This is a genomic window from Pseudomonas sp. A014 (assembly GCF_052378495.1).
Taxonomy (GTDB): domain Bacteria; phylum Pseudomonadota; class Gammaproteobacteria; order Pseudomonadales; family Pseudomonadaceae; genus Aquipseudomonas; species Aquipseudomonas machongensis.
Genome location: NZ_CP199001.1, coordinates 3884616 through 3903973, shown reverse-complemented (window position 1 = coordinate 3903973; position 19358 = coordinate 3884616). Strand labels below are relative to the sequence as shown.

Annotated in this window: 14 protein-coding genes; 13 read left to right on the top strand and 1 reads right to left on the bottom strand. The window is 69.3% G+C overall.

The window, feature by feature from the left end; genetic code table 11:
* The first annotated feature begins 39 nt into the window (after nucleotides 1-39).
* The 13 genes from tssE (at nucleotide 40) to tagF (ending at nucleotide 18572) form a co-directional block, all read left to right on the top strand.
* Entirely contained in the window at nucleotides 40-558 is a 519-nt protein-coding gene (tssE, locus tag ACTYOL_RS18200) for a type VI secretion system baseplate subunit TssE (RefSeq protein ID WP_197893322.1), read from the top strand.
* Nucleotides 555-2429: a type VI secretion system baseplate subunit TssF gene (gene tssF, locus ACTYOL_RS18195; protein WP_444756873.1), complete on the top strand. Its 1875-nt coding sequence runs from the start codon at nucleotides 555-557 to the stop codon at nucleotides 2427-2429. The genes tssE and tssF overlap by 4 nt, the downstream gene beginning before the upstream one ends.
* Nucleotides 2414-3457: a type VI secretion system baseplate subunit TssG gene (tssG, locus tag ACTYOL_RS18190; protein WP_444756872.1), complete on the top strand. Its 1044-nt coding sequence runs from the start codon at nucleotides 2414-2416 to the stop codon at nucleotides 3455-3457. Before tssF ends, tssG begins: the two co-directional genes overlap by 16 nt.
* Nucleotides 3450-6095 carry a type VI secretion system ATPase TssH gene (tssH, locus tag ACTYOL_RS18185; RefSeq protein WP_444756871.1) on the top strand — a complete coding sequence of 882 codons (2646 nt, stop codon included), beginning with the start codon at nucleotides 3450-3452 and terminating at the stop codon, nucleotides 6093-6095. The genes tssG and tssH overlap by 8 nt, the downstream gene beginning before the upstream one ends.
* Nucleotides 6092-6697, top strand: coding sequence for a ribosome-inactivating family protein (locus tag ACTYOL_RS18180; RefSeq protein ID WP_153773452.1), 606 nt, complete (start codon nucleotides 6092-6094; stop codon nucleotides 6695-6697). The genes tssH and ACTYOL_RS18180 overlap by 4 nt, the downstream gene beginning before the upstream one ends.
* A gap of 17 nt (nucleotides 6698-6714) precedes the next feature.
* Nucleotides 6715-7320, top strand: coding sequence for a hypothetical protein (locus tag ACTYOL_RS18175; protein ID WP_065864803.1), 606 nt, complete (start codon nucleotides 6715-6717; stop codon nucleotides 7318-7320).
* A 31-nt stretch (nucleotides 7321-7351) separates the two neighbouring features.
* Nucleotides 7352-7948 carry a hypothetical protein gene (locus ACTYOL_RS18170; protein WP_444756870.1) on the top strand — a complete coding sequence of 199 codons (597 nt, stop codon included), beginning with the start codon at nucleotides 7352-7354 and terminating at the stop codon, nucleotides 7946-7948.
* A gap of 271 nt (nucleotides 7949-8219) precedes the next feature.
* Nucleotides 8220-10181, top strand: coding sequence for a type VI secretion system Vgr family protein (locus ACTYOL_RS18165; RefSeq protein WP_065861796.1), 1962 nt, complete (start codon nucleotides 8220-8222; stop codon nucleotides 10179-10181).
* Between the two features lie 33 nt (nucleotides 10182-10214).
* Nucleotides 10215-11612: a type VI secretion system-associated FHA domain protein TagH gene (gene tagH, locus ACTYOL_RS18160; RefSeq protein WP_444756869.1), complete on the top strand. Its 1398-nt coding sequence runs from the start codon at nucleotides 10215-10217 to the stop codon at nucleotides 11610-11612.
* A gap of 24 nt (nucleotides 11613-11636) precedes the next feature.
* Entirely contained in the window at nucleotides 11637-12968 is a 1332-nt protein-coding gene (gene tssK, locus ACTYOL_RS18155) for a type VI secretion system baseplate subunit TssK (protein ID WP_444756868.1), read from the top strand.
* A 28-nt stretch (nucleotides 12969-12996) separates the two neighbouring features.
* Nucleotides 12997-14277 carry a type IVB secretion system protein IcmH/DotU gene (gene icmH / locus ACTYOL_RS18150; protein ID WP_200604062.1) on the top strand — a complete coding sequence of 427 codons (1281 nt, stop codon included), beginning with the start codon at nucleotides 12997-12999 and terminating at the stop codon, nucleotides 14275-14277.
* A gap of 10 nt (nucleotides 14278-14287) precedes the next feature.
* Nucleotides 14288-17848, top strand: coding sequence for a type VI secretion system membrane subunit TssM (gene tssM / locus ACTYOL_RS18145; RefSeq protein ID WP_444756867.1), 3561 nt, complete (start codon nucleotides 14288-14290; stop codon nucleotides 17846-17848).
* A gap of 10 nt (nucleotides 17849-17858) precedes the next feature.
* A complete protein-coding gene (gene tagF, locus ACTYOL_RS18140; RefSeq protein WP_444756866.1) occupies nucleotides 17859-18572 on the top strand; it encodes a type VI secretion system-associated protein TagF in 714 nt (237 codons plus the stop codon).
* 126 nt (nucleotides 18573-18698) lie between these two features.
* On the opposite strand, the gene ACTYOL_RS18135 is transcribed toward tagF, so the two are convergent.
* Entirely contained in the window at nucleotides 18699-19115 is a 417-nt protein-coding gene (locus ACTYOL_RS18135; RefSeq protein ID WP_444756865.1) for a RidA family protein, read from the bottom strand.
* Nucleotides 19116-19358 lie beyond the last annotated feature (243 nt).

Here is a 19358-nt window from a genome sequence, read left to right as displayed (position 1 = left end):
CGCCCATGACCCCCTTCATCTTGCCCGGCGCTGTCGATCATGGCTGAGCTGACCAGCAGTGAGCGTCTGCAACCCTCGCTGCTCGACCGCCTGAGCGACGACGCCCGCGACCAGTCGCACGAGCCCCGCGAGCAGCGCGTGCTGTCGATGCGCGCGCTGCGCAAGGCGGTACTGCGCGACCTCGGCTGGCTGCTCAACGGCACCAGCCTGGGCAGTGTGCAGGACCTCACCGCCTACCCGCTGGCGGCGCGCTCGGTGCTGAACTTCGGCCTGCCCGACCTGTCCGGCAAGACCGCCACCGGCCTTGATCCGCAGGCCCTGGCGCGGCGCATCGAGCAGGTGATCGTCGATTTCGAGCCGCGCATCCTGCCCGCCAGCGTGCGCGTCACGCCACTGGCCCGGGACCGCGAACAGGCCAGCCCCAACCAGGTGGCGTTCGAGATCCACGGTGAGCTGTGGGGCCAGCCGCTGCCCGAGCGCCTGTACCTGAAGACCGAACTGGACCTGGAGGCGGGCGATGTGAAGCTCTACGACATCGACGCCGGAGGTGTGCGATGAACCCCAAGCTGCTGCGTTACTACGAGCGCGAACTCCAGCACCTGCGCGAGATGGGCGGTGAGTTCGCCCGCGATTTCCCCAAGGTCGCCGGGCGTCTGGGGCTGGAAAGCCACGCCTGCGCCGACCCTTACGTCGAGCGCCTGCTGGAGGGCTTCAGCTTCCTCGCGGCGCGGGTGCAACTGAAGATCGACGCCGAATTTCCACGCTTCACCAATCACCTGCTGGAGCTGGTCTACCCCCACTACCTGGCACCCACGCCAGCCACGGCCTTGGTGCAACTGCAACCGGACCTCGCCGAAGGCAGCCTGGCCGCAGGCTTCACCGTACCGCGCGGCACGGCGCTGCACAGCCTGTTGGGCAAGGGCGACCAGACCGCCTGCGAATTCCGCACCGCGCATGACGTCACCCTGTGGCCGATCGAGCTCACCGAGGCCCGTTACTTCGCCTGCTCCGGGCAGGTCGGCGGTGTCGAGCTGGCGCGCCTGGGCCCGGTCAAGGCAGCGCTGCGCCTGCGCCTGAAAGTCGGCGCCGGGCTGACCTTCGACAAGCTCGCCCTCGAGCGTTTGATGCTGCACCTGCGCGGCACCGAAGGGCTGGCCGGGCGCATCCAGGAGCAACTGCTGGCCCAGGCCGCCGGGGTGCTGGTGCAACCGGTGCAGGCCGACAACCGCTGGCACGCCTTCATCGACGCCTCGGCGCTGCGCGCCCAGGGCTTTGACGACGACCAGGCCCTGCTGCCGGTGGCGCCGCGCACCTTCCAGGGCTACCGGCTGCTGCAGGAATACTTCGCCTTGCCGCAGCGCTTCCAGTTCGTCGAACTGGGCGGACTGGGCCCGGCGGTGCAGCGTTGCGACGTCAGTGAACTGGATGTGACGGTGCTGTTCAAGACCTTCGTGCCAGCGCTCGAAAGCAGCGTGTCCGCCACGCAGTTCGCGCTGCACTGCACCCCGGCGATCAACCTGTTCCCCAAACGCGCCGACCGCGTGCACCTGTCCGACCAGCAGGTCGATTACCACGTGGTGCCCGACCGCACCAGGCCGATGGATTTCGAGATCCATCAGGTCACCGGCGTCACCGGCCACGGCAGCGGTGCCGAGGCCGAGCAGCGCTTCGAGTCGTTCTACCGCGCCAACGACCTGCACGACCCTCGCCAGGGCGCCTGGTTCCAGGTGCGCCGCGACACCCGCGTGCTCAGCGCCCAGCAGCGTCGCCAGGGGTCGCGCTCCAGCTACATCGGCAGCGAGATCTTCCTGACCCTGGTCGACGCCCACGAGGCGCCGTACCGCAGCGACCTGCGCCAGCTGGGCGTCGACACCCTGTGCAGCAACCGCGACCTGGTGCTGAGCATGCCGGTGGGCGTGGGCAAGACCGACTTCACCGTCGAGTCCGGCGCGCCGGTGCAGGCGGTGCGTTGCGTGGCCGGGCCGACCGCGCCGCGAGCCTCGTTCGCCGAGGGCGAAACCGCCTGGCGGCTGGTCAGCCACCTGTCGCTGAACTACCTGTCGCTGCTCGACCAGGACCCGGAGCAGGGCGCCAGCGCCTTGCGCGACCTGCTGCGGCTGTACTGCGGCGTCAGCGATACGCCGGTACACAAGCAGGTCGACGGGCTACGCTCGGTGAGCGCGCGGTCGATCGTGCGACGCTTGCCGATCCCAGGCCCGATCACCCATGGCCGTGGTTTGCAGGTGTGCGTCACGGTCGACGAGAGCGCCTTCGAAGGCGCCAGCCTGTTCGTCTTCGGCGCGGTGCTGGAGCAGTTCTTCGCCAAGTACGTTGCGCTCAACAGCTTTACCGAAACCCAGCTGCACAGCACTACGCGCGGCTTGATCATGCAGTGGCCGGCGAGGGTAGGGCGATGCGAGATCCTCTAGCGCTGTTGCAGCGGCTCGCGCAGAAACCGGCCTCGTTCGACTTCTACGCCGCCCTGCGCCAGCTCGAATGCGCCTTCGCCGACCGCCCACGGATCGGCCAGGCCAGCCGCCCTACTGACGAGCCGCTGCGCTTCGGCCAGCAGCCGTCGCTGGCCTTCGAACCGGCGATGCTGGCGGGCCTGCAGGCGGGCGACGGGCACCAGGCGCCGCGCCTTCTGCTCAATGGCTTCGGCGCACTGGGCGCCAACGGGCCACTGCCGCTGCACCTGACCGAATACGTACGCGATCGCCAGCGCAATGTCGACGACCCGACCCTGGCGCGCTTCCTCGATATCTTCCACCACCGCCTGATCAGCCTGTTCTACCGCGCCTGGGCCAGTGCCCAGCCAGCGGTCAGCCTCGACCGCCCCGGCGCCGATCGCTTCTCCGACTACGTGGCCTCGCTGATCGGCCTGGGCATGCCCTCGCTGCAAGGCCGCGATGCCGTGCCGCAACTGGCCAAGCAGCACCATGCCGGGCGCCTGGCGCCGCACATGCGCAATGCCGGTGGCCTGGCCGCGCTGCTCAGCGACGACCTCGGCGTGCCGGTGCAGGTGGAGCAGTTCGTCGGCCACTGGATGACCCTGCCGGCCGATGGCCTGTGCGCCCTGCGCAGCGGGCCGAGCGCCGAGCGCCTGGGCGTGGGCACGGTGCTCGGGCGCAAGGTGTGGAACGCCCAGGGCAAGTTCCGCCTGCGGGTCGGCCCGCTGAGCATGGCCCAAGTGCGCCGCTTGCTGCCGGGCCAGCCCGGCCTGCGCCGGCTGACCGACTGGGTGCGCCAGTACGCGGGCCTGGCGCTGGACTGGGACGTCAACCTCATCGTCGCCCGCCAGCACCTGCCCGGCACCCGCCTGGGCCGGGATGCCCGGCTTGGCTGGAGCAGTTGGCTGAGCAGCGCACCGCCGAGCGAAGACGACCGCCAGTTGCTCATCAACCCGCGCCTTACCCCTTCCGTTTCCCCCTCATCGCAAGGATCAGATCATGGCTGAGATCAGTCGAGTGGCCCTGTTCGGCAAACTCAACGGCCTGTGCTACCGGGCCATCGAAAGCAGCACGGTGTTCTGCAAGCTGCGCGGCAACCCCTACGTGGAACTGGCGCACTGGCTGCACCAGTTGCTGCAGGCGCAGGACAGCGACCTGGTGCGCATCGTGCGCCACTACAGCCTCGACCCGGCGCGCCTGGCCGCCGACCTGACCACGGCGCTGGACCGCCTGCCGCGTGGCTCCACCTCGATCACCGACCTGTCGTCGCAACTCGAAGACACAGTCGAGCGCGCCTGGGTGCATGCCACGCTGATGTTCGGCGAGGCCCAGGTGCGCTCCGGGCACCTGCTGGTCGGCCTGCTCAAGGACCGCGCCCTGCGCAATGCGGTGCTGGCGTTGTCCGCCGAGTTCGCCAAAGTGCGCGTCGACGACCTGACCGAGTGCTTCGCCACGGTGCTGGCCGACTCACCCGAGGCCAACCAGACGGCCAGCGACGGTTTCCAACTGGCACCGGGGGAAAGCTCCGGCGCGCTGCCCAGCGCCGGCCCGAATGGCCAGGAGGCGCTGGCGCGCTTCACCGTCGACCTCACCGGGCAGGCGCGCAGCGGCACGCTGGACCCGATCGTCGGGCGTGACGACGAGATCCGCCAGGTCATCGACATCCTCATGCGCCGCCGGCAGAACAACCCGTTGCTGGTCGGCGAGGCCGGGGTCGGCAAGACCGCCGTGGTCGAAGGCCTGGCCCAGCGCATCGTGCGCGGTGACGTGCCGCCAGCGCTGCGCACGGTGCGCCTGCTGGTGCTCGACGTCGGCCTGCTGCAGGCCGGGGCGAGCATGAAGGGCGAGTTCGAGCAGCGCCTGCGCGCGGTGATCGACGAAGTGCAGGCCAGCGTCACGCCGGTGATCCTGTTCATCGACGAAACCCACACCCTGGTCGGCGCTGGCGGTGCGGCGGGCACCGGCGATGCGGCCAACCTGCTCAAGCCCGCGCTGGCCCGTGGCACGCTGCGCACGATCGGCGCGACCACCTTCGCCGAGTACAAGAAGTACATCGAGAAAGACCCCGCGTTGACCCGGCGCTTCCAGACCGTGCAGGTCGACGAACCCGACGAGGCCCGGGCGCTGCTGATGCTGCGCGGCATCGCCGAGAGCATGGCACGCTACCACCAGGTTCAGATTCTCGACACTGCGCTGGCTGCGGCGGTGCGCCTGTCGCACCGCTACATCCCCGCGCGCCAACTGCCGGACAAGGCCATCAGCCTGCTCGACACCGCCTGCGCGCGGGTTGCCATCAGCCTGCACGCCACCCCGGCGGCGGTGGACGACAGCCGTCGCCGACTCGAAGCGCTGGACACCGAGCAGGCGATCATCGCCCGCGAGCGCGCGCTGGGAGTGGACACCGACGCGCGCCAGGCGGCCCTCGACGCGCAGCGCACCCGCGAGCGCGAGCGGCTCGATGGCCTGGAGGCGTCCTGGGCCAGCGAGCAGGAACAGGTGGCGGCGATCGTCGAACTGCGCGGGCAACTGGGCGGCGAGGGCGCGAGCGACGACGCCTTGGTTGAGCTGCGCAGCCGCCAGCAAGCGCTGGCCGAGGCCCAGGGCGAGACGCCGTTGATCCTGCTCACCGTCGACGAGCAAGCGGTGGCCGCCGTGGTGCAGGACTGGACCGGCATTCCGGTCGGACGCATGGTGCGCAACGAGATCGACAACGTGCTCAACCTGGCTAGCAGCCTGTCGCGCCGCATCATCGGCCAGCCGCATGCCCTGGAAGCCATCGCCCGGCGTATCCAGACCGCGCGCGCCGGGCTCGACAACCCAGGCAAGCCGGTGGGCGTGTTCCTGCTCGCCGGCACCTCCGGGGTGGGCAAGACCGAGACCGCCCTGGCCCTGGCCGAGGCGCTGTATGGCGGTGAGCACAACCTGGTGACCATCAACATGAGCGAGTACCAGGAAGCGCACACGGTCTCCAGCCTCAAGGGCGCGCCACCCGGCTACGTCGGCTACGGCGAGGGCGGCGTGCTGACCGAGGCGGTGCGGCGCAAGCCCTACAGCGTGGTGCTGTTGGACGAGATCGAGAAGGCCCACCCCGATGTGCACGAGCTGTTCTTCCAGGTGTTCGACAAAGGCTGGATGGAGGACGGCGAGGGCAGGGTGATCGACTTCAGGAACACCCTGATCCTGCTCACCACCAACGTCGGCACCGAGACCATCAGCCACCTGTGCCAGCGACCGGAGCGGGTGCCGGACCCGGAAACCATCGCCCGCGCCCTGCGCGAGCCGCTGCTGCAAGTCTTCCCGCCCGCGCTGCTCGGGCGGGTGGTGACCATCCCGTATTACCCGCTGAGCGACGCCATGCTCGCCAGCATCATCCGCCTGCAACTGGTCCGCATCGAGCGGCGCCTGGCCGAGCGCCACGGCGTGCCGTTCAGCTGCGACGAGGCAGTGGTAGCGCTGATCGCCAGCCGCTGCACGGAGCTCGAGAGCGGCGGGCGGATGATCGACGCGATCCTCACCCACTCGGTACTGCCCGCCATCAGCCGCGAATTCCTCGAACGGATGCTGCGCGGCGAAGCAGTCACCCGCGTGCACCTGGGCGTGCGCGACGGCGCCTTCGACTACACCTACGACGAGGAAGCGGCATGATCATCACCATGCACCTGTACACCGGCCTGTTCGTCTACGGCGACGCCATCGCCCAGATGCGCACCTTGCTGGCCATGCCCAAGGGGCGCGAAGGGTTCTTTCGCATCGACCTGATCCTGAAGCCAGGCGAGGGCGTGGCGGCGAGCCTGCTGATGTCGCGCAAGTCCCTGTACATCGATGCCTTCCTCGGCGCCGATGGCACCTGGTACCACTTCGCCGATTCCGAGCCGCCGTTCGCCCCGAAGCTGGGCGTGGGCGGCAACAACAATCGTCTGCGCAAGATTGACCTGAAGGGCACTCATTCGGCCTTGCGCACCAACACCACGGCCACCACCTACTCGGCCTTCACCCGCATGGACCTGGTAGCGCTGCGCCAATACAGCGGCGGCGGCTACGACCACCTCAGGCTGCCGCTGTCGTTCGCCGTGGTGGCCTGCGCCGAAGCGGTGCGCTTCAAGGAAACCGAGCTGCGTATCGAACGCCTGCTGGCCAGCGAGCACGACGCCTACAAGCCGCTGAGCGACTGGCAGACATTGTTCAAGGACTGGGAAAAGCTCACCGAGGTGCAAAGCGCCAAGGTGTGGGTGCGCCACGCAGGCTGACAGGGGAGACAACGAGCATGTCCGAGCGCGACGGCAAGAAAAGCAGCTACGAGTTCATCAAGGCCTTGGAAGAGGCGGCCGACCCTGATTGCGTCAAGGCCTGCAAGCAAGGGCCGATCCTCGACCTGTACCGCATCGATTTTCGCTACCTGCCGGTGGACGCGCGCATCAAGCAGTTGATGCGCACCTTGATGCAATCGGCGGCGCCCTACGATTGCAGTGCCATCGCCACCTCGATCGGCGACGACACGCTGGGGGCGATGCGCCAGATCCATTCCAACACCCCCTGCTACCTGCCGCAGTTGACGGCGCAGCAGCCGGCCTCGGCACGCGGGCAGCTGTACCACACCTACGCGCAGGCCAACAAACACCACTCGGCCGACCGCGGCGGCGGCAACTGTGCCACTGGCTACGTCGAGTACACCGCGGGCGACCTGGACGCCTACGGCTGGGGCGGCAACCGCTTTCGCATTGTCTTCGACTACCTCAACGCGCGGCTGTACTTCGCGCCGCTGCACTACGCCTCGTGGCGTTTCAGCGGCAGTCAGCTGGAGACCGTCGACAAGCCGGCGGCGTTCTCTGGCCATCCGAACCCGTTCTTCTGGATTACCGACATCAAGTGAACCCAGGCCTGCCGGCCTTCGAGAGCCTTCCATGAACAAGAAACAAGATTTCGCATTTTCCTGTGGCGCGGCATCGCTGTTGTGCGCGGCGGCGGAGCTGGGCGTGACCACCCTGCCGAACACCGGCGCGCGCAGCACCGGCCAGGCCTTGCAGGTCAACTATTTCTGCGAGGCGGCGCTGTACCAGATCACCTCGGGGTCCGTGACGGGCGGGCGGCTGGACAAGGAGCAGGCCGACCTGAGCAAGCTGGGCTATTCCTTCCCGCACAACGTGGCCATCGCTGCCCGCGAGTTGGGATTGGATGTGAAGATCTACATGAGCGGGATGATCGCCAGCGCGTTGTCGACCTTCTACCCCGATGCCGAGACCAAGTGCGTGCGGGCGGGCTTCCCGATCATCCATTCCGAGCCACCGGCCCTGGCGGCCAACCGGCGGGCGCTGAAAATCGTGATGACCTTCGGCATCGGCCTGCACTACGTGATGCAGCGCCCGGACGGCACCTACATGGACCCGGGTGACGGCAAGGACTTCGCCGACTTCAAGCAGATGAACCTGTGGAGCAAGTGCTACAACGCCACCGGCATCACCCTGGTGCTGGAGCGGCTGGTGTCTACCGCCGCGGCCTGATCGCGTCGCCTGGCACGGGCTACGCCCGTGATCGCGCGGCAAGTCGGATCGCCGCACCGCCGCCCACATGTACAGCGCCGTTCTCAGGGACAGCGCCATCCTTGTGGGAGCGGCGGTGCGGCGATCCGACTTGTCCCGCGATAGGGCCATCCGCAGCACCCTCGCTCTCACCCCACACGCTTTTTCATCCCCCCACGGAATAAACCCCGCTCCCCACCTGTTGTATCCCCAAGGCCGACCCTTGCGGCCACCCCGCGTGAAGGAGCCCTGGATGCCCGTTACCCAAGCCAACCGCGAAATTGCCGTCACCTGCGTGCTGGCCCCCGACACCCTGCTGTTCAGGCGCATGACCGCCCGCGAAGGCCTGTCGACCCTGAGCGAATACCACATCGACCTCTACAGCGAACGCACCGACCTGGACCTCGACGACCTGCTCGCCACCCCCCTGACCGTTGCCGTGGAACTGCCCAAGGGCGGCCAGCGCCACTTCAGCGGCCTGGTCACGCGCTTCGCCTACACCGGCCGCCAGGGGCGCTTCGCCACCTACCACGCGGTGGTGCGCCCGTGGCTGTGGCTGCTGACCCGCAGCAGCGACTGCCGGATTTTCCAGCAGCGCAACGTGCCGGACATCGTCCAGGCGGTGTTCGCCCCTTACACCCTGGCCGACGTCGATACCTCGGGCCTGAGCGCCAGCTACCCGGCCCTTGAGTACTGCGTGCAGTACCGCGAAAGCGACTTCGACTTCGTCAGCCGCCTGCTGGAGCAGGCCGGCATCTACTACTTCTTCCGTAGCGCGGCCGGCCGCCACACCCTGGTGCTGGCCGACGGCTACGGCGCCCACGCGCCCGCCCCAGGCTACGCACAGGTGCGCTACCTGCCAGCCGAGGACCAGGCCATGCGCGACAGCGAGGTGATCTACGACTGGCGCATGAGCGGCGAAGTCGAGCCCGGCGCCTGGGCCCTGCAGGACTACGACTTCGAAAAACCTTCGGCCAACCTGCTGGTCAAGTCGACCCAGGCGCGCCCCTACGCCCAGTCACGCTTCGAGCGCTACGACTACCCCGGCAAGTACCGCGAGCGCCCGCAGGGCGAGACCCTGGCCCGCCATCAGCTCGAAGCCCGGCACACCAGCTACCGTCGTATCGAGGGCGCTACCCGCGCGCGCGGGCTGTTCCCCGGCGCGCTGTTCACCCTCAGCGAACACCCGCGCGGCGATCAGAACCAACAGGTGCTGGTGCTCGCCGCCGAATACGAGCTGTCGTCCGACACCTACGAACCGACCCGCCCCGAAGACCCGGCGCCCGTGCTCACCTGCCGCTTCACCGCACTGCCGCGCCAGCAGGACTACCGCCCGCCATGCCTCACCCCGCGTCCGCTGGTGCACGGCCCGCAGACCGCCAAGGTAGTGGGCAAGGCCGGGGAGGAGATCTGGACCGACCCCTATGGCCGGATCAAGGTGCAGTTCCACTGGGACCGCGAAGGCCAGGAAAACGAGAACAGCTCGTGCTGGATCCGCGTCGCCCAGGGCTGGGCCGGCAAGCGCTGGGGCAGCCTGTTCCTGCCGCGCATCGGCCAGGAAGTGGTGGTGAGTTTTCTCGAAGGCGACCCCGACCGCCCGCTGGTCACCGGCAGCGTCTACAACGCCGAGGTGATGCCGCCCTACAACCTGCCCGAACAAGCCACCCGCTCGACCCTCAAGAGCCACTCCAGCAAAGGCGGCAACGGCTACAACGAACTGCGCTTCGAAGACCGCAAGGGCGCCGAGCAGGTGTTCATCCACGCCGAGCGCAACTTCGACCAGCGCATCGAGCGCGATGCCCTCGATTGGGTGGGCGGCGAGCGCCATTCGCGAGTGGCCAAGGACCTGCGCGAACGCATCGGCGGCGACCGCCACCAGCATGTGCTGGGCGATCGCACCGAGAAGGCCGTGGGCAGCGTGTCCCAGGCCGCCGGCCGGGACCTGCAACTGGACGGCGCGCTCAAGGCCAGCCTCAGCGGCGGCACCGATGTGCACATCAAGGGCGGCATGAACGTGGTGATCGAGGCGGGGGCGAGCATCACCCTCAAGGCCGGCGGCTCGTTCCTGACCCTCGGCCCGACCATCATCGCCTCGATGCTGCCGCTGCCGTTGCCCCAGGCCTCGGCCGCCGCCAACGCCCTGGTGCTGGCCTCGCGGCCCGGCCCGGTGGGCCAGCCGCTGGAGCCCAAGGAGGCCGACGATGGCCGCCAGTGAACCCCGCCACCTTCCTGCCGAAAGGAACCTGACATGCCTGTGAAACTGTGGGTCGAACGTTATCGCGGGCAGCCGCCCGCAGCTGAGCTGGCGTGCCTGATCGACGTCGCCGGCACCTTGGGCCGCGCGCCCGGCAACGACCTGGTGCTGGACGATCCGGGCAAGTACATCTCCCGCAGCCACGCCCGCGTCGAGCGGCGTGAGGGCGGCTACTACCTCACCGACACCGGCAGCAACCCCAGCGTGATCAACGAGCGCCTGCTCGGCCATGGCCGCGAGACGCTGCTGCAGGCCGGCGACCAGTTGGTGATCGGCGACTACCAGATCGGTGTGGCGCTGCTCGCGGTGGAGCAGGCCGACCCCGACCAGACGGGGGTTGGCGCCACCCAGACCCTGGCGGTGTTCGTGCCACCGGCGCCGGTCCAGCCGCCGCCACCACCGCCGCTGGAAGCCCCCGTGGCACCGCGCAGCGAGCCGGGCTTCAGCCAGCCACGGGTGGACACCGACGCCCTGGCGGCGGCGAGCATCCTGCAAGGCGAGCCAGTGTTCGAGCCGGCCCCGATGCTGGACGACCCGCTGGGCCTGAACCTGTTCGGCGGCCAGCGCCCCACGGCGGCCTTCCTTGGCACCCCGGCCGATCACCTGTCGCCGGAGTTGCAGGCCCTGCCGGCCTTGCCTGTCAGCCCAGCCCCCCAGGCGCCGGAAGCGGCGTTGATCCCCGATGGCTACGACGCCCTGGCCGACCTGCTGGCGACGCCTGCCGCCCCAGCCAGCCTGGCGCCTGCACCCACCCCAATCGCAACACCGGCCCCCGTTGCCGCAGAACCCACGGCGGCCGGCGAAGACCCTGTGCTCCAGGCCCTGCTCGAAGGCCTCGGCCTGCCGCACCTGCGCGCCTCGCGCAGCCCCGAAGAGCTGGCCCGGCTGGTGGGGGAAATGCTCCGCGCCGCCACCGGCGGCACCATGGGCGTGCTGATGGCGCGGGCGCTGACCAAGCGCGAAAGCCATATCGAGATGACCATGATCGGCGCGCATTCGAACAACCCGTTGAAGTTCTTCCCCGACCCCACCAGCGCCCTCAGCCAGATGCTCAGCACCGACGCCCCGGCCTATCTGCCCGGCGTGCAGGCGCTGCACGCCGCCTTCGACGACCTGCGCGCCCACGAGATGGCGGTGATCGCCGGCATGCGCGAGGCCCTGGGCGAGGTGATGCAGCGCTTCGACCCGGTGCGTATCGAACGTCGCCTGGCCGCTCCCGGCGCCCTGGAACGCGTGCTGCCCTCGACGCGCAAGGCCCGCCTGTGGGCGCGTTTCGCAGAGCTGCACGCCGAGCTTGCACGCGATGGCGACGAAGACCTGCAACGCCTGTACGGCGAGAAATTCTCCGTGGCCTACCAGCAGCAGGTCAGCCGCCTGCGCGACACGCCCTGAACCCCTTTACCCGAGATCGCATTCATGTCCTGGAACAGCAAAGTCGTCTGGTCGGAAGGCATGCTCCTGCAGCCCCAGCACCTGCAGCAGCACGACCGTTTCCTCAATGCCCACCTGGAGGCCCGGGTCGCGGCGCTGCGCCCCTACGCCTGGGGCTTCTCGCGCCTGGAGCTCGACGAGCAGCACCTGGCCTTCGGCAAGCTGGCGCTCAAGGCATACAGCGGGGTGCTGCCCGATGGAACGCCGATCGGCCTGCCATTCGACGAGATGCCGTTGCCGCTGGAGATCCCCGTCGACGCTCGTGACCTCGACGTGGTGCTGGCGCTGCCCACCGCCCGCCATGGCGTGGCGGAAGTGGACGACCGCGTGAGCGCGGAGAACTTCGCCCGCCATCGCAGCGTCGAGTACGAGGCCTGGGACAGCAACGGCCTGGACAACAGCGCGCTGATGAACGTCGGCAAGCTGCGCCTGCGCCTGGCCCTGGCCAGCGACGTCGCTGACGCCCACGCGGTGTTGGGCGTGGCGCGGGTGCTGGAGCGCCGCGCCGACCAGCAGGTGTTGCTCGACCCCGCCTACTGCCCGCCGAGCCTCACTTTGCAGGCCGCACCGCGCCTGGCGGCGTTCGTCGACGAACTGCTGGGCCTGCTGCACCAGCGCGCCGAGGCCATGGCCACGCGCCTGGCCCAGCCGGGTGCCAGCGGCGCGGCAGAGATCGCCGACTTTTTGCTGCTGCAACTGCTCAACCGCAGCGAGCCGCTGGTGCGCCACCTGGCCAGCATGGCCGGGCTGCACCCCGAGGCGTTATATCGCCAACTGACCGCGTTGGCCGGCGAGCTGGCGACCTTCACCCACGCCGACAAGCGCGCCAGCCGCTACCCGGTGTACCGCCACGACGCCCTGGCCGAGACCTTCGCCCCGCTGATGCTCGACCTGCGCCGCGCCCTGGCCACGGTGATCGACGCGCGCGCCCTGCAGATCCCGCTGGAGGAGCGTCAGTTCGGTATCCGCGTGGCGGTGCTGCCCGACCGCGCGCTGCTCGGCAGCGCCACCTTCGTCCTCGCCGTGCACGCGCAGATGCCGGCCGAAGCGGTGCGCAGCGGCTTCCCGCCGCAGGTCAAGCTGGGCTCGGTGGAGAAGATCCGCGACATGGTCAACCTGCAACTGCCCGGCATCGGCCTGCGGCCCTTGCCGGTGGCGCCGCGGCAGTTGCCGTTCCACGCAGGCTTCACCTACTTCGAACTCGACCGCAACAGCGAGTACTGGCAACAGCTGACCCAGTCGGCAGGCTTCGCCCTGCACGTGGCCGGCAGCTTCCCCGGGCTGGACATGCAGTTCTGGGCCATCCGCAACGCCTGATCGACAGCGCAGGTACATCACCGTGAACATGAACGACTCCCTTGAGCCCGGGCAAGACCCGGACCACACCCTGCTGCTGCCGACCCCCGGCGGCCGCCGCCCGGCCTCCAGCGCCGCGCCTGCGCCGGTCGAAGCCGACCTGGCCCTGCGCGGCGCCGGCCTCAACCCGCTGGTGCGCGCCGCCAACCCCTTGCTCGACCTGGTGGTGCCGCTGCGTGGGCTGACCCGCGCACCGGACATGGAAACCCTGCGCGAGCGGCTGGTGCAGGCCGTGCAGCAGTTCGAGGCGCAGGCGCGCAACGCCCGGGTGGAAGCCCAGACCCTCGCCGCGGCGCGCTATGCCCTGTGCACGCTGGTCGACGAAACCATCTCCAGCACGCCTTGGGGCGCCGGGGTGTGGAGTGGCCGCAGCCTGCTGGTGACCTTCCACAACGAGGCCTGGGGCGGCGAGAAGTTCTTCCTGATCCTGCAGCGCCTGAGCCTGGATGCGCGCGCCAACCTCGACGTGCTGGAGCTGATGTACCTGTGCCTGGCCCTGGGCCTGGAAGGGCGCTACCGCGTACTGGACCGTGGCTTCGACCAACTGGCGGCCCTGCGCGAGCGCCTGTTGCAGTTGATTCGCCAGCAGCGCGGCGCGGTCGAGCAGGACCTTTCGCCACGCTGGCGCGGTGCGCCCACTGCGCCGGTGTCGATGCTGCGCCTGGTGCCGCTGTGGGTGCTGGCGGCCTTGGCGGCGCTGCTGCTGGTGCTGTTGCAGGTGACCGGCAACTGGCTGCTCAACCGCGCCTCGGACCCGGTGTTCGCGCAGATGGGCGAGCTGCGCCTGGCCTCGCCGTTGAAGGTCGCCCAGCCCACGGGGCCGGCGCCGGTGCGGGTGTCCGGGTTTCTCGCCGAGGAGATCGCTAAAGGCCTGGTGAGCGTGCGCGAGGCCGCCGACCGCTCGGTGATCACCCTGCGCGGCGACGGCGTGTTCGCCTCCGGCAGCGCCGAGGTGTCGAGCGCCTTCGACGGTCTGTTGACGCGCATAGGCGAGGCGCTCAAGGGCGTGCCTGGCGACGTGCTGGTGGTCGGTCACACCGACAACGTGCGGCCTGCGCTGGGTTCGCGGTTGTCGTCGAACTTCGACCTGTCCAACACCCGCGCGCGCAACGTCGCGCGCCTGCTGGCCGAACGCGCCGGCCCGGCCACGCGCTACCGCAGCGAAGGCCGTGGCGAGACCGAGCCGCTGGTGGCCAACGACTCGGCCGCCAACCGCGCGCGCAATCGCCGCGTAGAGATCACCGTATTTGTTCCTGCGCAGCCGCAGTGAGGACCAGGCGATGTCTTATCTGATCTATCTGTTCGATACCTTCATGCGCGGCCTGCGCTGGCTGGCCAGTTCCTGGCTGCTGTCGCTGCTGGGCGTGGCGTTGATGGCACTGCTGATCTGGTACGAAGGTCCGCTGCTGTCATTCGACGGGCGCGAGCCACTGGCCTCGACCTGGGCGCGCGGCTGGCTGGTGGCGGCGTTGCTGGCCGCGTGGTTGGCCTATTTCGGCTGGCGCGCTTTTGCCGCCTGGCGCGCCAACCGCCTGTTGATGGCCGGGGTCACTGATGAGCAGGCCGGGGAACCCGCCTCGGCGCGCGCCTCGCAGGCCGAGGTGGCGCACCTGGCCGAGCGCATGCGCGAGGCGATGGCCGTGCTGCGCAAGGCCAGCCCCGGCTGGAAACCGGGCGGGCAGTACCTGTACCAGCTGCCGTGGTACCTGTTCGTCGGCGCCCCAGGCAGCGGCAAGACCACTGCGTTGACCCACTCCGGCCTGCAATTCCCGCTCAGTGACACCCACGGCGCCACGGCCATCGGCGGCATCGGCGGCACGCGCCACTGCGACTGGTGGTTCACCGACGAAGCCGTGCTGCTGGACACCGCCGGGCGCTACACCACTCAAGACAGCGACGCCGAGGTCGACAAGGCGGCCTGGCGCGGTTTTCTCGACCTGCTGAAAAAGCACCGCCGACGCAGCCCGGTCAACGGCGTGATCGTCACCCTGAGCGTCAGCGACCTGCTGCAACAAGGCGAGGCCGAGCGCCAGCGCCAGGCTACGGCGATCCGCGCGCGCCTCGACGAGCTGCACGAACGCCTGGGCGTGCGCTTCCCGGTGTACGTGGTGGTGACCAAGTGCGACCTGCTGGCCGGTTTTGCCGAGTACTTCGAGCACTTCGGGCGCGATGAGCGCAGCCAGGTGTGGGGCGTGACCTTCCCGCTGGCCCAGAGCGAGCAGCCGGGAGCGGCGCTGGCGGGCTTCCCGGCCGAGTTCGAGGCGCTGGAGCGGCAGTTGCAGGTGCGCGTGCTCGAGCGCATGCAACAGGAGCGCGACCTGTCGCGACGTGCCTTGCTGTACAGCTTCCCGCAGCAGTTCGCCGGCATGGGCGACGTGCTGGCGGGCTTCCTGCGCACGGTGTTCGAACCCAACCGCTTCCAGGCCCCGACCCGCCTGCGCGGGGTGTACTTCACCAGCGGCACCCAGGAAGGCAGCCCGATCGACCGGGTGCTGGCCTCGCTGGCCGCCGCCTTCGGCCTGGGGCGCAAAGTGCTGCCTGCCGGGTACGCCAGTGGGCGCAGCTACTTCATCACCCGGCTGCTGCGCGAGGTGATCTTCAAGGAAGCGGGCCTGGCCGGGCTCGACCCGCGCCAGGAGCAGCGCCGCCGCCAATGGTTGCGCGCGGGGATGGTGCTGGTCGCGGTGCTGACGCTGCTGCTGGCGCTGGGCATGGCGCTCAGTTACCAGCGCAACCGCGTGCTGGTCGATACCGCCGCGCAACGTACCGCCGAGGTGGCGCAACTGGCCAAGGCGCTGCCGGCTGAGGGCAACGTGCTACAGGCGTTGCCGCTGCTCGACGCTGCCCGCGCCTTGCCCGCAGGTTACGACCAGCGCGGGGAGGGTGTGCCGCTGCTTGAGCGTTTTGGTTTGTACCAGGGTGACAAGCTCGGTGCCGGGGCCGTGGCGCTGTACCACCGCCTGCTGCGCAGCACCCTGCTGCCGTCGATCGTCGGCAACCTGGAGAGCGCCTTGCGCCGGGGCGATGCCAGCAACCAGGACTTCCTCTACGAAACCCTGCGCGTGTACCTGATGCTCGGCCAGCGCCAGTTCTTCGATGCCGCCTCGGTGCAGGCCTGGGTCGATGTCGACTGGCGCCGCGAGCTGCCCCAGGCCAGCGAGGCGCAGCGCCAGCAACTATGGGCGCATGTCGCCGCGCTGCTCGAAGACGCCGACGCCGAGCCGGTACAGCTCGATGCCGACCTGATCGCCAAGACCCGCCTGACTCTGGCGGGCATGCCGCTGTCGCAGCGCATCTACAATCGCCTCAAGCGCCAGGTGGCCCAGGCCGGGCTGGCCGAGCAAAGCGTCAACGCTGCCGGCGGGCGCGATGCCTCCTCGTTGCTGGTGCGGCGCAGCGGCTTGCCGCTGTCGCGCGGTGTCAGCGGGGTGTACAGCGTGGCTGGCTACCGCGCCTTGCTGGCCAGGCGCGAGCGCGCCGTGGCCGACATGGCCCGCGACAGCTGGGTGCTCGACCGCCAGGAAGCGGCCCTCGGCGCGGGCGATGGTGCGCGCCTGGGCGCTGCGGTGCTTGAGCTGTACTACGCAGACTATATCCGCCAGTGGGATGCCTACCTGGCCGACGTGCAACTGGTGCCCCTGGCCAGCCTCGGCCAGGCGGCGCAGGTGAGTAATGCTCTGGCCGCCGCCGACTCGCCGCTGCGCGCCTTCCTCCAGGCCGCCTCACGCGAGACCACCCTCGAAGGCGTGCTGGCCGACACTCCCGGCGACAGCGCCGGCAACCCGGTCGACCGCGCCCTGCGCGAACGCCTCGACAGTGCCCGCAAGCGCCTGGAAAGTGCGTTGTCCGACAGCGCCCCGGCCCCCGCGCCGGCTGCCACCGGCAACCCAGTGGACCAGCACTTCGCCGCCCTGCATGCCCTGGCGGGCAGCGCCACCCCGGCGTCGCTGGACGAAAGCCTGGCCCTGCTCAAGGACGCCGCGCAGTTCTTCGACAGCGCCGAAAATGCCCGCCGCAGTGGCACGCCAGCGCCCAGCGGGGAGGTGCTTGGGCGCATCAAGCGCGCCGCAACCGAGCAGCCAGCCCCCTTGTCCGAGGTGCTGCGCGCAGTCGACAGTGGCGGCGGCGCGCTGACCCTCGGCAACGAGCGCGAACGCCTCAACGCCCTGTGGGTGGCCAATGGCGCGCCGTTCTGCCGCGATGCCATCGCCGGGCGCTACCCGCTGGTGCGCGGCGCCAGCCGCGACGTCACCGCCGACGACTTCGGCCGCTTCTTCGGCCCCGGCGGCATCATGGATGACTTCTTCAGCCGCAACCTCGCGCCCTACGTCGACATGAGCAGTAGCCAATGGCGCTGGCGCGCCAACGGCAGCGCACCGCTGAGCATCCCCCAGGAGGTGCTCGACCAGTTCCAGCGCGGCGCCCGCCTGCGCGATATGTTCTTCGTCGCCGGTGCCCGTCAGCCCTCGCTGCGCTTCGACGTGCAACCCCTGACCGTCGATCCCGCATTGGGCCAGGTGACGCTGGATATCGCTGGCCAGCCGGTGACGTTCGTGCCTCGCGGTGATACCGGATTCACGCCGATCGTGTTGCCCAGCGGCAAAGGCAGCGACCGCGTGCAATTGCAGTCTCCCACCGGTAGCGACCTGCGCAGCGACGGCCCTTGGGCCTGGTTGCGTTTGCTTGACCAGGGGCAGGTCAGCGGCGAATCGGGTGAGCGCTTCCTGCTCACGTTCAACGTGGGGGGGCACAAGGTGAACTACACGCTACGCGCCAGCAGCGTGATCAACCCGTTCCGCCGCGACGCGTTGGAGCAGTTCCGTTGCCCGGCGCGGTTGTGAGGTGAGGCCCTTGGAACAGCGCGATTCGCGCACCGGCTTCTACGGCAAGCTGGTGACCCATGGCGACTTTCTCAGTCGGCGCCTGTCGCCTGCGTTCGTGCGAGGTTGGGATGACTGGTTGCAGGCCGGCCTGCGCGCCAGCCGCGAGCGCCTGGGAGCTGGGTGGAAGCAGGCCTACTGCTGCAGCCCGATCTGGCATTTCGCCCTGGCCGCCGGGGTGTGCGGCGAGCCCGCCTGGGCCGGCGTGATGATGCCCAGTGTCGACCGGGTGGGGCGTTATTTTCCCCTGACCCTGGCCTATGGCGGGCCGGACATTCCAGTGCTGGAGCGCCTGCGGCGCGACGGCGCGTGGTACGCCGAAGTGGAGCGCCTGGCATTGTCGACCCTGGAGACGGGGTTCGTGCTGGAGCGCTTCGACCGCGACCTCAGCCAGTTGCCCGCTCCGTCACGGCCAGAGCCCGCAAGCATCGCGCCTGCGTGGGGGCAGCCGGCGATGGGCGCGATGTGGTTGGCGTTGCCGGAGCAGGACGGAATGGCGCAGGCGGTCGAACAGTGGTTGCTGCAACTGGACGGGCTGGCGGGGCAGCGGTCGTTGGCCGGGCATGCCTTGTTCTGGACCGAGGGCGGGCCGCAGGTAGTGCCGACGCTGCTGGTCAGCCGGGGCTTGCCGGGGGCGGGGTGGTTCGTTGGCATGCTGGGCGGGGAGGGTGGCGGCGCGGCTTGAGCTTTAGACCTGCACCGCCCTCATCGCCGTACCTGTGGGAGCGGGCTTGCCCGCGAAAAAGACACCGCGCTGTCTGGCACGAGCTACGCCCGTGCCAGGCGCCGCATCGAGGCGCAGCGGGTTGCATCAGCAGCAAGCGGCCACCGCATCAATCTCCACCAGCATGCCATCCAGCGCCAGCCGCGGTACGGGGATCAGGGTGCAGACCGGATGCCCGCTTTCCCAGACCCGATTTGCTTCGCTGACCCATTCACGCAAGCGATGCTCATCATGATCGACGATCAACAAGGTCAGCTTGAACACCTGTTGCAAGCTCGCGCCCTGCGACCGCAGAGCCGTGTCCAAATTGGCCAGTGCCTGCCTGGCCTGCGCGGCAAACTCGGCGGGCAGTCGCCCGTCGACATCCTCGCCACCTTGCCCGGCAATGAACAACAGCCTGGCTCCAGGTACTACCGCGGCGACGTGGGAGTACCCGTTGCTGCTCGGGTCATACAGCCCGGGTGGATTGGACAGCGCGAATGCGGGACGGGAATCTGCGGACATGGGATTGCTCCAGAGGATAGAGCGGGCAGTCTGCAACCTCGAGTCAACTTGAGGTCAAGCGTGTTTCAAAGGGCTTGCAGGGCCTCTGTGGGAGCGGGCTTGCCCGCGATCACGGGCAACGCCCGTGCCATGCACCGCATCGCCTCCTTCGCGGGTAAACCCGCTCCTACAGAGTGGGCGTCGCACTTACGAAACGCGATTTTTCAGTGTCCGTAATGGGGCGAAAGCAGTCACCCGCTACCG

Bases quoted from the DNA above. Each gene is read 5' to 3' on its own strand.
- tssE (WP_197893322.1), top strand. From the start codon at position 40: ATGGCTGAGCTGACCAGCAGTGAGCGTCTGCAACCCTCGCTGCTCGAC.
- tssF (WP_444756873.1), top strand. From the start codon at position 555: ATGAACCCCAAGCTGCTGCGTTACTACGAGCGCGAACTCCAGCACCTG.
- tssG (WP_444756872.1), top strand. From the start codon at position 2,414: ATGCGAGATCCTCTAGCGCTGTTGCAGCGGCTCGCGCAGAAACCGGCC.
- tssH (WP_444756871.1), top strand. From the start codon at position 3,450: ATGGCTGAGATCAGTCGAGTGGCCCTGTTCGGCAAACTCAACGGCCTG.
- ACTYOL_RS18180 (WP_153773452.1), top strand. From the start codon at position 6,092: ATGATCATCACCATGCACCTGTACACCGGCCTGTTCGTCTACGGCGAC.
- ACTYOL_RS18175 (WP_065864803.1), top strand. From the start codon at position 6,715: ATGTCCGAGCGCGACGGCAAGAAAAGCAGCTACGAGTTCATCAAGGCC.
- ACTYOL_RS18170 (WP_444756870.1), top strand. From the start codon at position 7,352: ATGAACAAGAAACAAGATTTCGCATTTTCCTGTGGCGCGGCATCGCTG.
- ACTYOL_RS18165 (WP_065861796.1), top strand. From the start codon at position 8,220: ATGCCCGTTACCCAAGCCAACCGCGAAATTGCCGTCACCTGCGTGCTG.
- tagH (WP_444756869.1), top strand. From the start codon at position 10,215: ATGCCTGTGAAACTGTGGGTCGAACGTTATCGCGGGCAGCCGCCCGCA.
- tssK (WP_444756868.1), top strand. From the start codon at position 11,637: ATGTCCTGGAACAGCAAAGTCGTCTGGTCGGAAGGCATGCTCCTGCAG.
- icmH (WP_200604062.1), top strand. From the start codon at position 12,997: ATGAACGACTCCCTTGAGCCCGGGCAAGACCCGGACCACACCCTGCTG.
- tssM (WP_444756867.1), top strand. From the start codon at position 14,288: ATGTCTTATCTGATCTATCTGTTCGATACCTTCATGCGCGGCCTGCGC.
- ACTYOL_RS18135 (WP_444756865.1), bottom strand. From the start codon at position 19,115: ATGTCCGCAGATTCCCGTCCCGCATTCGCGCTGTCCAATCCACCCGGG.